Origin of the sequence: Bradyrhizobium sp., assembly GCF_035309285.1 — a bacterium.
GTDB lineage: Bacteria > Pseudomonadota > Alphaproteobacteria > Rhizobiales > Xanthobacteraceae > Bradyrhizobium.
On record NZ_DATGFH010000172.1, the window covers coordinates 1 to 12,982 of the forward strand.

The 12,982-nt window shown below is 62.8% G+C and carries 8 protein-coding genes and 1 pseudogene; 3 read left to right on the top strand and 6 right to left on the bottom strand.

Annotated features, from left to right (window positions below; translation table 11 throughout):
• The 6 genes from VKR55_RS31325 to ku all read right to left on the bottom strand — a co-directional run.
• A partial coding sequence (locus VKR55_RS31325; protein ID WP_324409271.1) for a strawberry notch-like NTP hydrolase domain-containing protein occupies positions 1-3,592 on the bottom strand: 3,592 nt, incomplete at its 3' end.
• A 184-nt stretch (positions 3,593-3,776) separates the two neighbouring features.
• Positions 3,777-5,891: a ParB/RepB/Spo0J family partition protein gene (locus tag VKR55_RS31330; protein ID WP_324409272.1), complete on the bottom strand. Its 2,115-nt coding sequence runs from the start codon at positions 5,889-5,891 to the stop codon at positions 3,777-3,779.
• Positions 5,892-5,997: 106 nt separating this feature from the next.
• Positions 5,998-6,960, bottom strand: coding sequence for an ArdC family protein (locus VKR55_RS31335; protein WP_324409273.1), 963 nt, complete (start codon positions 6,958-6,960; stop codon positions 5,998-6,000).
• 596 nt (positions 6,961-7,556) lie between these two features.
• Positions 7,557-7,739, bottom strand: a complete 183-nt coding sequence (locus tag VKR55_RS31340) for a hypothetical protein (protein WP_007605933.1) — start codon at positions 7,737-7,739, stop codon at positions 7,557-7,559.
• A 257-nt stretch (positions 7,740-7,996) separates the two neighbouring features.
• A complete protein-coding gene (locus VKR55_RS31345; RefSeq protein WP_324409274.1) occupies positions 7,997-8,611 on the bottom strand; it encodes a cell envelope biogenesis protein TolA in 615 nt (204 codons plus the stop codon).
• 163 nt (positions 8,612-8,774) lie between these two features.
• The gene (ku, locus tag VKR55_RS31350) at positions 8,775-9,701 is read right to left on the bottom strand and encodes a non-homologous end joining protein Ku (protein WP_324409275.1); all 927 of its coding nucleotides are present in this window, start codon (positions 9,699-9,701) and stop codon (positions 8,775-8,777) included.
• Positions 9,702-9,846: 145 nt separating this feature from the next.
• Between ku and VKR55_RS31355 the strand changes: the two genes are divergently transcribed.
• The 3 genes and pseudogenes from VKR55_RS31355 (at position 9,847) to VKR55_RS31365 (ending at position 12,855) form a co-directional block, all read left to right on the top strand.
• On the top strand, positions 9,847-10,242 hold the full coding sequence (locus VKR55_RS31355; protein ID WP_324409276.1) for a hypothetical protein: 396 nt from the start codon (positions 9,847-9,849) through the stop codon (positions 10,240-10,242).
• Positions 10,243-10,279: 37 nt separating this feature from the next.
• Positions 10,280-10,729, top strand: a complete 450-nt coding sequence (locus VKR55_RS31360) for a hypothetical protein (RefSeq protein WP_324409277.1) — start codon at positions 10,280-10,282, stop codon at positions 10,727-10,729.
• A 61-nt stretch (positions 10,730-10,790) separates the two neighbouring features.
• A pseudogene (locus tag VKR55_RS31365) lies at positions 10,791-12,855 on the top strand (ATP-dependent helicase).
• The last annotated feature ends 127 nt before the right edge of the window (positions 12,856-12,982 follow it).

The following is a 12,982-nucleotide window of genomic DNA, read 5'->3' on the forward strand; positions in this document are numbered from 1 at the left end:
GCTGAGTGATCGTGAGAAGCCGGGTCTCGGCGCCAGTGCCGGGATGGACGTAGATAGTCCGCCGGTCGGTGACGACAAAGCTCTCGGCGCGCAGGGTTTCCAGCCCAACGTCATAAGTGCCTGATGCGATCGCGCCTTCGATGCGGGTGGTCAGTAGCTGCTCGAAGGCGGTGAAGAGAATATTCTGTAGCTCGATGGTGAGCGCCAACAACCGGTTCAGAAACGTCGTGATCGGCGGAAGCTCATCCTTGATGCCGTTGGCATCCGAGAGCTTCAGCCCGGTCGCATCCTCAAACCGTTCAAGCGAGCAGCCCTCCACCTTCCCACGCGTAAGCAGCATGTAAAGTTGACGCAAAGCGTCACGACCATACTGGCTTTCGAGATTGTCCTCGGGTCGGAACAGGCCCTGGCCCCCGGTCTGACGCTGACCTCGGGTGATGGCGCCGAGCGTATCGAGCCGACGAGCGATCGTGGACAGGAAGCGTTTTTCTGCCTTCACGTCCGTCGCGATCGGCCGGAATAGCGGTGGCTGCGCCTGGTTGGTGCGGTTGGTGCGGCCGAGGCCCTGGATGGCGGCATCCGCCTTCCAACCGGGCTCGAGCAAATAGTGAACCCGCAAGCGGCGATTTCGTGCCGACAACTCGGCATGATAGCTCCTGCCTGTGCCGCCCGCGTCGGAGAACACGAGAATACGCTTGACGTCATCCATGAAGGCCGAGGTCTCGGCGAGGTTTGCGGAAGCCGCACGGGTTTCGACCAGGAGACGAGCACCCTTGCGAATGATGCGGCGTGAGCGGCCGGTGACTTCGGCGACCATGTCGATTCCAAATCGCTGGACGATTTGGTCGAGGGCGCCGGGCACTGGCGACAACGATGCGAGCTTCTCGATGAGGCGCTCGCGGCGCGCGACGGCATCCCGGCTCTCGGCGGGCTGGCCGTCGCGATACACAGGCCGGGAACAGAGGTTACCCTCCGAGTCGGTGAATGGCTCGTAGAGTTGGACCGGGAAGGAACGAGCGAGATAGTCGAGCACATACTCGCGCGGGGTGATGTCGACCTGGACGTCGCCCCACTCCTCAGTCGGAATTTCGGCGAGCCGACGCTCCATCAGCGCCTCGCCCGTTGAGACGATCTGGATGACGACGGCGTGTCCCATGTCGAGATCGCGCTCGATCGAGCGGATCAGTGACGGCGTCTTCATCGAGGTCAGCAGGTGCCCGAAGAAGCGCTGCTTGGCGCTTTCGAAGGCGGATCGCGCCGCGGATTTTGCTTGCGCATTCAGCGTACCGGTCTCGCCGGTGATGTTGGCGGCCCGCATTGCCGCGTCGAGATTGTTATGGATGATGCCGAACGCGTCGGCATAGGCGTCATAGATACGAACCTGCTCGGGCGTGAGCTGATGTTCGATGAGTTCGTATTCGATTCCCTCGTAGGACAAAGAGCGCGCCGCGTAGAGGCCGAGCGCCTTGAGGTCGCGCGCCAGCACCTCCATGGCCGCGACTCCGCCCTCCTCGATCGCTTCGACAAATTCGGCCCGTGTGGCGAAGGGGAAATCCTCACCGCCCCACAATCCGAGCCGCGGGGCATAGGCGAGGTTGTGTACCGTAGTAGCGCCGGTCGCGGAGACATAGACCACGCGGGCGTTCGGCAAAGCGTGCTGGAGCCGCAGGCCAGCGCGCCCCTGCTGAGAGGCTGCCTGGTCGCCCCGCTCGCCCTTGCCGCCGACCGCGTTCTGCATGGCGTGGCTTTCGTCGAATACGATCACTCCGTCGAAATCGGAGCCCAACCATTCAACGATCTGTCCGACGCGCGAAAGCTTTTCTCCGCGCTCGTCGGTACGCAGCGTAGCGTAGGTGGTAAATAGGACGCCTTGCGCGAGCCGGATCGGCATACCCTGGCGAAACCGGGATAGCGGCGTTACGAGCAGCCGCTCCACACCGAGCGCCGACCAATCGCGCTGCGCATCCTCGATCAGTTTGTCGGACTTGCTGATCCAGACTGCTCGGCGGCGACCCTTGAGCCAGTTGTCTAGCAAGATGCCGGCGACCTGACGCCCCTTGCCAGCCCCGGTGCCGTCGCCCAAGAACCAGCCGCGGCGAAAACGAACTGCATTTTCCGCGTCGTCGCGCGCGGCCGCCACGACGTCAAAAGTCGTATCGACCGTCCAGGAGCCCGCAAGAAACTCGGAGTGAGCCTCGCCGGCATAGATGACACTCTCGATCTGGGCGTCCGAGAGAATGCCATCGGCGACAGCGTTGGCCGGCAGGTGCGGCCGATAGGACGGCTTTGGCGGTGCGACTGACGCCATTGCCGCCGACTGAACAAGCTTGGTCGGATGCGACTGCGCGCCAGGAATGCGGATCGACTGCAAGGCATATTCTTCATAGAGCGCATCAGTGATCTTGCCGGCATTTGTGGGCGTCCAGTCGACCGGCTCATAGGCGATTTCGGTCGCCACCACATCGACCGGCGGCACCGCCGCAGCCGGCTGGCGCTGGCCGACGTAGGCGCGGACCGTTCGAGGCATTGAAGGGCTGGCCATGGCCAGCACTACCGCGTGCGCCGTACCAGCAATTGGGCGACGTGGCGGCACGTACTGCATGACCCAGCCGAGCAAAGTCGGCAGGTCGGGCGCGATGCCAGGTGATGCCGGGAATGTCGCGACATCATCAGCCGGCACTCGATCGATGACGGTCAGGCGGGTGTCGATGCTGGTGCCGTGCTTGGCATAAATGGCGCCGTCGATCGCCGCCGAAAACACGACACGACCGTGCTCCTGCAGCCGTATGAAGGGGTCGGTCCACGCGGGATTGTCGGGGCCAACGTTTGCGCCTGATATGGTGACCAGCCGTCCACCTTCCGGAAGACGCGCCAGCGCAGAGGCGACGTGCCGTAGTGCCGCATCCGCCATCCGGCGATCGACATGGACCGCTGCCGAGAAGGGCGGGTTCATCAGCACGACGCTCGGCACAATGCCGGCATCAAGGTGGTCGTTGATGTGCGCCGCGTCATACCGCGTCGTTGAGACGCCTGGAAAGAGGTCGCTAAGAATGCCGGCGCGGGTCTCGGCGAGCTCGTTGAGGACAAGTGAGGCGCCCGACAATTCGGCAAAGATGGCAAGAAGGCCGGTTCCAGCCGACGGCTCCAGCACGACATCTGCGGGCGTTATCGCGGCGGCGATGCTGGCGACGCACGCTAATGCGATCGGTGTCGAGAACTGCTGGAGAGATTCACTTTCCAGGGATCGCCGTGTCTGGGTCGGTAGGAGATTGGTGATCTTTGTCAACATCGGCAGCATAGCGGCCAGTGACGTCGCCTTGGTGCGCATGGCCGCACCATGCCGTCGAAGGAACAGGACAGTTGCCGCTTCGCAGGCGTCATAGGCGGTCTTCCAGTTCCAGGCGCCAGAGGTATCCGAGGCGCCGAAGGCAGCTTCCATCGCGCCGCGCAAGCCGGCGGAATCGATTCGATGGCCGCGTTCGAGATCGGTCAAAAGCCGCCGCGCAGCCCTTACGACCGCGGAGGCAACAACTGCAGTGGTACGGATCGAGAGCGGCGCAGCGGTGGTGCCGCCGAGAAGAGATTCAGTCATGACAGGATTTCTCGGGAGAGCGGGAACGGGGCGAACCGCCAGGCACTCTCCTAAGACCGCGGCAGCTCAGACCCTTGCCGGCCCGCCTCTCGCTCTCAGCCATCGCCAATAAAAATGGGGACCGGCGCCGAGCACCGGTCCCCCATGGGGCGCTAGACGGCCCGAGCCGTTTCGCGAAGGCACGTCATTCGGCGGCATCGAGCTGTGGCTGATCGTCGTCGCTGACGCTTTCCTGGTCCTCGTCATCAGCGAGAAATTCGGGCAGCGGTCCAGCTTCGCCATCCTCCTCTGCCGCCGCCGGCGCGATGTCGACGAGACGCATCGGCTCCGGCAACCAGCCGGAACCATCGAGAAGGCGCTCGGCCTCCTTGGCCATGTCAGCCTTCTTCAGATGGTCGATGAGTTGCGCCGACGCATCGCCTTTCGCTTCTCGAACGGCCTCCAGAATGCGCGGCTTGGTGACACGGCCGAGATAGTTGTCGAAGGTTGGTCTCCACCCGGCCTGGACCATGTCGAGCCCGACGGCGCGCGCCAGGACATCGGCCTGGTCGAGTCGAGTGCGAATGCCGTGCGCCGAGACCCGGCCCTGATTGGTGCGGTTAGCCGGCTCATAGAGAGCGTTGACGGCAAACGAAGCACAGTGGGCAAACAGGGACGCCTGAGCGGTGCCGTCCAATGCCGTAAGTGCCTCCCAGAGGTCCGCCTCGCTCTTCGGCAACCGCTCCTTCCAGCCCTCATGTCGCGCCTCGACGGCCTTTGCAGACACGCTTTCCCTCAATCCCGGGGCCTGGGCTGGAAAGGCCGGCGTGCGAAGCCCGATCTCGAGACAGCTTCCAGACGATGCGAACCGGTAAAAGGCCGTCAGCACGAAGTTGTGCAGCACCGCCTGGAACGTGATCGCTGGGTTTTCTGCCAGCGCATCGCGTAACGCCAGCGTCCGGTGTGCCGTCAGTTCGATGATGAGCCGGTCTGGCAACGGCTTGGCCGGGTCCTCATCATCTTCATCGGTTTCAGCCGGGTGACCGGCGACCGATATCGCCGTGCGCTGCACGGAATGACCGGCCGCCTGCCCCTCTGCCGACGACGCATCGACGCCCTGCCCGATTTCCGGATCCGATGCGGGGACCTCGTCCTCCGGTCGGACATAACCTCGGTCCACCGAAAGCCGTCCTTCGGAATCGATACTGACGAAGACGCCGGCACGGACGATGTCGGCCGGGTCATAAACTACTAACCGGTCTTCGAAGACCGCCAGCGCCGCTTCGATTTCGCCGAGACGCTGATCGACCTCATCGGGCAGTTCATCCGCGTCCTGGTAATCAAGTTCCAGCTTTGTCTGCTCGGCGTTGAGTGCGTCGATGGTCGCCTGTTCTTCGGCGGTGAGATCGGCAGGTTTGCCCTCCAGTTCACGCAAACCGCTGGCGTGGCCGTAAGGGAAATCCACGGCCACGGAGATCCATTTCCAGCCTTCCTTGGCGATCGTCTCGGCCTCCGCTGTCAGCTTTTCGGCGACGAGACGGTCAAGCAAGGCGACATCCTGAAGCCAACCGCCGTCGTCGTACTCGAATAGATCTCGTAGAATGCCGCCACCTGCCTGCTCGTAGGTGTTTAGTCCAACGAAGCGTGCACGCCGGTCGGACGCGCGGACCGTCGCTTCCGTCAGCATCCGGCGAATCTGGAATGGCTCATCGTAGCCGGAGCGGCTGACGTTCTCCCAGACCTGTGCCTGTCTGGCGTGGTCGGCCGTGACCGAGAACGCCATGAGTTGCTCGAGCGTCATGCCGTCTTCGGCATAGACCTCGTGCAGTTCTGGCGACACTGACGCCAGCCGCAGCCGTTGCTTCACGATGGCCGGCGTCACGAAGTGCCGAGCGGCAATGTCTTCCTCGCTCAAACCGGCGTCGCGCAGGGTCCGGAACGCTCGGAACTGATCGAGCGGATGCAGTCCCACCCTCTCGTCATTCTCCGCAAGAGAATCATCCTCGGCAATTCCGCCCTCGCGAACGACGCAAGGGACGGGTTGAGTCTTCGCCATTCGCTTCTGTTTCACCAGAAGCTCCAAGGCGCGATAACGCCTCCCGCCCGCCGGCACTTCGAACATGCCGGTCTCGTTACCCTCGGCATCGGCGACGGCCCGAACATTCAGGCTCTGCAGCAGGGTACGCTGAGCGATGCTCTCGGCCAACTGCTCGATCGAAACGCCTGCCTTCACCCGGCGGACGTTCGATTGGCTGAGCAAGAGCTTATTGAAGGGAATGTCGCGCGAAGGGGACAGCGTGATCTTCTGAACTTTCGTCATCTGGATTCTCCACGACGGGCAGCCAAGAGACTCTCTCTTGGCTTCCAACCCGTCGCCAAAAGCCTTGCCCACCTCTCACTCTCGCCGAGCCACCAGGGGTCGAACATCACGCGGCCTCGCAATCGTCAACGACCGAATCCGACGGCGGACCTGCAACGGAATCGGGAATGAAGCTGAGCAGAAAGTCTGCGGCCTTGCTCGCCTGCGACGCCGCACGCACGACGGCGCGATTGTCTTCGCGCAGGACTTCAAGCCATGCGCCGATATAATCGGCATGGCGGACGGTCGGCACGATCCCGAGCGACGCGCAGCTGAACGCTGAACTCAGTTCCGCGACCAATTCCTCGAAGGCGTACTTCTTGGTGCCATGCGATCCGCTTTGGTCGCGGTTGAGGCGCGAGGGATGCCCCGTCGCATGACCGAGTTCATGCAGCGCGGTGCGATGCCAATTGATCGGCTCGAAATAGGCCTGCGGCGGCGGCACCTGCACGTAGTCTTCGGCCGGAGCATAGAAGGCGCGCTCGCCGCCAATGCGGAACGCGACGCCAGTGGCCTTGATCAAGGCTTCGACCGTCGGCTCAATCAGGCCCGGCGGCGGTGGCGGAGCTGTGGTTCCGATCTCGTCAGGCAGATCCTGGCATTGGTCAGTATTGAAAACGGTAAAACGCTTGAGGAACGGTATGGCTTGCACATCTTCACCGGTCTCGGCCGCACGCCGTTTCTCGTCGCTCGGAACGAAACGATCGGCATAGACGACGGTGGTGCCGCGTTCGCCCTTACGAACGTTGCCGCCGAGCGAGAGCGCCTGACTGAAGGTGAGCCAACTCTGACCGGAAAATCCGCGTTCGATCACGGCTCCCCAGAGAATGAGGATGTTAACGCCACTGTATTGCCGGTTAGTCGACGCGTTTTTCGGCATCGCCAGCGGCGCTTTTGCCGCGGCCGTTCCCCAGGGCTGGACCCAGGGTACCCGGCCAGCCTCAAGTTCGGCGATGATCTTGTCGGTGATTTCATCATAGAGATTTGCCCGGTCCTGGCCGGCGCGCACCCGAGTGTGATGTCTTGACATCGCGGATCTCCGCGACGGGCGCCGCGAGCCTCTCTCACAGCCTTCAACCCGTCACGGCAAACCCTGCGGCACTCTTACTCTCTGCCTCCTGCGCGAAGGATCGACGCCGTGTGACCGAGACGCCGCGTTGGTCGGCTTACGAGAGCTCGGTAGCGGCCTTCCGCGTTCGCACGAGTGAAAGAATGCGAAATCTGCAACGCAGTCCGCCTTCCGACCTGTTCTTAATCTGACTGGCATTGAGGTGCCCAGGACCGAAGACCCCGGCCAGGCGTGCGCCAGGGGCGTATCGCCTCAACGGAAAATGGCACCCGCAGGAGCGTGAGCATAGCGACGCCGAAGGCGGCACGCGGGACCGAGTGCAGCGACGAGACCGGTTAAAAGGGCACCCGGGAACGGGGCAGTGATAGCGACGCCGGCATACTTCATGGCGGCGGGCCCCTTTCCCGAGTGCCCCCGGCGAGGAGCTCCGCAGCTCTTGCGCGAGGGATCGAAGCCGGATGGCCGAGACGCAAAGCGGCTCGGTTTACGAGAGCCCGATGCGGCGGAGCCGCACGCGCGCAAGCGGAAGAACTCCACCAGGACTTGAGTCGGAGGACCTAGATTTCCTCGCGCGCATGCGTCTGCGCGTCATAGATCCTGATCTGAAGCATGGGAAAACGCTTCTTTAGTTCTTCGCCACCTGCCCTGGCGCCGTCTCTGGTTGTAAATTCGGCTTTGAGCCGACCGTCCACTTCAAGCGCGTAACCGGAGGCCGGCAATTCACGGGTGGCTGCAACCATTTCATTCCCATTGTGCAGTGAGGTGATTGGGAATGATGGGTAGCGTGAGTCGCCCAAACCGCGCCAGAGCCACCTGCCCAACTGCGGTGATTGGCCAACGCTCGTTGTGGATGGGCGCCTTGCTGGGATCGCATCAAGGATGGGCATTTGCTCCGTCCGAACAGGCGGACGGCTTTCCACTTGCGTGGATGCATGCACGATAGAGCCACGGCTCGACGTAGCTGCCCTTCCAGAGTCCCTGGGTGCCGCCACAGAAACTAACCCCGCGCGCGCCGCAGCGCAGCTTCCAATCGCTCCTTCTCCTTGTCCCAGCGGGCTTGTTCGGTTTGCGATCTCTTCTCAAGAGCCTGGACCTCGGCCCGGATCGCCGCGGCTCTCTTTGCGTGCTCCTGCTCGGCCTTGTCCAACGCAGCCTGCGCCTTGTCGATGGCCTGCTGCCGGCGTTCACGGTCCTTCTGCCTGGCGGCCTCATTCTTCGCCCGTTCGAGTTCGCGGCGCGTCTGCTCCCGTTCGTAGGCGAGAGCGGCCCTTCGTTCCGCAGCCTTGTCAACGGGGCGAGAGGATGGCTTCTTCGCCTTTGGGCCTTTCGACTTGCGGGCGGCTTTCGTTGGTCCTCCGCCGCCAAGATCGGTAGGCAGCTCGGCATGTTCGCTGAAAGGTCGGTCGGTGCCAACCGGGCGCCTGAGAACGACGCCGGGCTTTGCCATGGCCGCCGCGATGACGTCCGGATCGTCACTTTCCTTCGCCGCGCCCTGGTGGAAGAGATTGCTGTCCGCCCCCCACGCTTCCAGGGCCGCTTTCATCGACGGAGCCGCGATCGCCAGATCGAAGAAGCCCAGCGAGGTCTGGTAGGTCTTCAGTTTTCTGGCCATGAGACGCTTCCCCGCCCACTGACCGCTGCCATGCGATCAGCTTTGCTGTTTACCTCGCGAGCAGAGAATTTCCAAAGCGGGCGAACGAGCGGCCGGACCGGGAAGTATCTCGACGCATCCGGCTTGTCGGATGAGCTTTCCGTGAACCCATCGCAAAGATATCTTAAGCCGACTTCCGCTGCGGTTTGGCCGGCAGCTTCTTCGCCGCGGCCTCCTTGGCCGGTTTCTTGCCGGCAATCGGCATCAGCATTTCCTTCTGCCCGGCCGCCGCCTTGCGCGCCTTCCTGGCTGGCTTCTTTGGCGCCTCTGTCGCCGCGCCTCCGCCGATGCTCTTGCGCAGCGCGTCCATCAGGTCGACCACGTTCTCGCCGCGCGGACGCTCTTTCGCGGCAATTGGTTTTCCGGCGCGCTTCTGGTTGATGAGATCGAGAAGCGCGGTTTCGTACTGGTCTTCGAACTTGTCCGGCTCGAAGTGGCCCGCCTTCTGGTTGACGATGTGCCTCGCGAGATCAAGCATGTCCTTGGTGACTTTGACATCCTGGATGTCGTCGAAATACTCGTCTGCGGAACGCACCTCGTAAGGATAGCGCAGCAGCGTCCCCATCAGGCCCTTGTCCATGGGCTCGAGGGCGATGATGTGCTCACGGTTGGTCAGCACCACCCGTCCGATGGCGACCTTGTTCATCTCGCGGATGGTTTCGCGGACGACAGCGAAGGCGTCGTGACCGACCTTTCCGTCCGGCACCAGGTAGTAGGGACGGATCAGATACCTCGGGTCGACTTCGCTGCGGTCGACGAACTCGTCGATTTCGATGGTTCGCGTCGATTCCAGCGCGACGTTTTCAAGCTCCTCCTTGGTCACCTCGATGAAGGTGTCGGTGTCGACCTTGTAGCCTTTGACGATGTCCTCGTTGGCGACCTCCTCGCCGGTGTCGGCGTCTACCTTGGCGTACTTGATGCGATGGCCGGTCTTCCGGTTGAGCTGGTTGAAGGAGACTTTTTCGGATTCCGACGTGGCCGGATAGAGCGCTACCGGACAGGTGACGAGGGAAAGACGCAGGAAGCCTTTCCAGTTAGCGCGGGGGGCCATGACGGGGGAACTCCAATACTGATGCTGGATTCAAGACGAATGGCCCGGCTTGGTTCCGACATCGCGACCTTTCCAATGGGAGGATTTTTTCACGGCGCGGGCTCGATCGGACTCGACTTTTGTTCTCTTTATGTTCTAATTCGGAATGTCCGACCGACCCGCGAGCTGGCGCATGCCGACCCCAAAGCAGATAGAAAAGCTGGCCGCTGAAGCCGTCCGCAGGCGGAGCCCCTCTGCTGCGGCTCCGGATGCGCCCCTCCCGGCCGAATACTGGGAATCGGTCCTCAAAGACCCTCGCGCCGATGCGACCGGAGCCCAGATGCGGCAGCGGCGCCTTTCCGAGATTCAGCACCACGTGCTGCGCATCTGCTGCCGCCGATGCGAACGGACCGTGGAAATCCAGACCGCCGATGCAGTCCGATTGTATGGCGGCAACGCGGTCTGGAAGGACGTCGCGCAGCGACTGCTCGACAACACCTGCCAGCAGCGCACGGGAAGACACGAAGAAGACGGGTGCTGGCCGGGATTTGACATGACCTAGGCTGCACCCCGAGTTTGGTCTGCGCTTGGATGTCCGGATGGCGCCAAAACACCACCCCACGCCGCTGTCAGGCGGAGACCGAAAGGCTCTGACGAAGGAATTGGGGAAAGCACGCGCGATGACCGGCATTCTGGCTGCGCAGTCGGCGGAGATGCGTGCCAAGGGTGCAGCCTTGATTCAACAGGCGGACAGGCTGCTCTGCGAAAGCTGGAACGAGCGGATGTGGAGCGATGGCGAGCCGATCGACCCTTCGCCAACAATTGACCAAGCTATCAACGGCGGCTTTCCCTGGCTGGAAATCCAGTGTTCACGGTGCAAGACCCCGAACGACGTCGATCTGGCAGCCCTCAAGCACCCGCCGACCACCTTCGTGCACGATCTTGCAAGCCGTCTGCGCTGCCGCAAGTGCGCCAAGGCCGGTCGGCGCCCCTCCGCGACCTTGCTCCAACTTGGTTGGCAGCCGCGTCACCCTCGAGGGGAGGTCTAGGTTGCGATCACGGCAGGAATCATCGACCGTCGTTTCTTCCAACCATGAACGGACGCCCAAGGTGCAGACGGCAACCGCCTACCTCGAAACCCTCAATCCCGAGCAGCGGCGTGCGGTCGAGCACGGCGCGGCGGGAGGATTGGCGGCGCCGCCATTGTTGGTCATCGCAGGAGCGGGCTCCGGAAAGACCAACACTCTCGCCCATCGCGTCGCCCATCTGATCGTTCAGGGCGCCGACCCGCGCCGGATCCTATTGATGACGTTTTCACGTCGCGCCGCATCCGAGATGACGAAGCGGGTCGAACGGATCGCGCGCAAGGTGTTGGGTGACAACGCCGGGATCATGACCGACGCGCTGACCTGGGCCGGCACCTACCACGGCATCGGCGCCCGCCTGCTGCGCGAGTATGCCGAACAGATCGGTCTGGACCCCGCTTTTACGATTCACGACCGCGAAGACTCAGCCGACCTCATGAACCTGGTCAGACATGAAAAGGGATTCTCCAAGACCGAAAGTCGCTTCCCGACCAAGAGCACCTGCCTTTCCATCTATTCGCGCTGCGTCAATGCCGAGATGCCGATCGAGCAGGTCATCGGCGCCTCGTATCCATGGTGCGCCGGATGGGCGGCGGAGCTTAAGGAACTGTTCGCGGCCTATGTCGAAGCCAAGCAGAAGCAGAACGTTCTCGACTACGACGACCTCCTGCTCTATTGGGCGCAGATGGTCGGCGACGCCGGCCTGGCGGATGACATCGGCGGTCGCTTCGATCACGTCCTGGTCGATGAGTATCAGGACACGAACCGCCTGCAGTCCTCGATCCTGCTGGCGCTCAAGCCCGGAGGCCGAGGGCTGACGGTCGTCGGCGACGACGCCCAATCGATCTACTCGTTCCGCGCAGCGACCGTGCGCAACATCCTCGACTTTCCCCACCAGTTCTCGCCGCCTGCGAGCATCATCACGCTCGACCGCAACTATCGCTCGACGCAAACGATCCTCGCCGCCGCCAACGGCGTTATCGGTCTCGCGAAGGAGCGTTTTACCAAGAACCTTTGGACGGAACGGACGTCCGGAGCCAAGCCGCAGCTCGTCTCCGTACGCGACGAGGCCGACCAGGCGCGCTTCATCGTCGAACGTGTCCTAGAGAACCGTGAATCTGGCACCCTTCTGAAGGAGCAGGCCGTTCTGTTCCGGACATCCAGCCACAGCGGTCCACTTGAAATCGAACTGACGCGCCGGAACATCCCGTTCGTGAAGTTTGGCGGACTGAAGTTCCTCGACGCCGCCCACATCAAGGACATGCTGGCGTTGTTGCGCTTCGTCGAAAATCCGCGCGACCGCGTCGCCGGATTCCGTCTGCTGCATCTATTGCCCGGCATCGGCTCCGCAACCGCCCAGCGCGTGCTCGACCGCATGGCGGAAGCCGCCGACCCGATCACGGCTCTCGCGGGCTTTCCGACCCCGCCGCGCGCCGGCGACGACTGGAAGGGTTTCGTCGAGACCTTGGGCAATCTCCGATATTCGGAATGGCCAGCCGATTTGGAGCGTGCTCGCCTTTGGTACGAACCGCATCTCGACCGCATCCATGAAGACGCCGAGACCCGGCGGGCTGACTTGCTCCAGCTCGAGCAAATTGCCTCCGGATATCCTTCGCGCGAACGCTTCCTGACCGAACTCACGCTGGACCCGCCTGACGCGACCAGCGATCAGGCCGGCGTTCCGCTACTCGACGAGGACTACCTGATCCTGTCGACGATCCACTCCGCCAAGGGCCAGGAGTGGAAGTCGGTCTATCTGCTCAACGTCGTCGATGGCTGCATGCCGTCCGACCTCGGTGCCGGCACCTCGGCCGAGATCGAGGAGGAACGTCGCCTGCTCTACGTCGCCATGACCCGCGCAAAGGATGACCTTCATCTGGTGGTACCGCAGCGTTTCTTCGTCCACGGCCAGCACGCGCAGGGCGATCGCCATCTCTATGCTTCCAGAACGCGCTTCATCCCTGAAAAGCTGCTGGGTCTGTTCGGAGCGGACGGCCTGGCCGATTGTGCCTGCCGGTACTGCGGAGCGCACCCCCGGCCAAGGACCCAAAGTCGATATAAGCGCTCGCATGCGGGGAATGTGGCGGTAGCCGGGAGATACCGAAATGAGATTGCTCACCGCCATCGTCGCTGCATTTGTTTGTTCGCCAGCAATAGCGGCGGACTACCTGGGAGAGGTTCTAGCCGTGTCGGACGGAGACACCTTCACCATGGAAG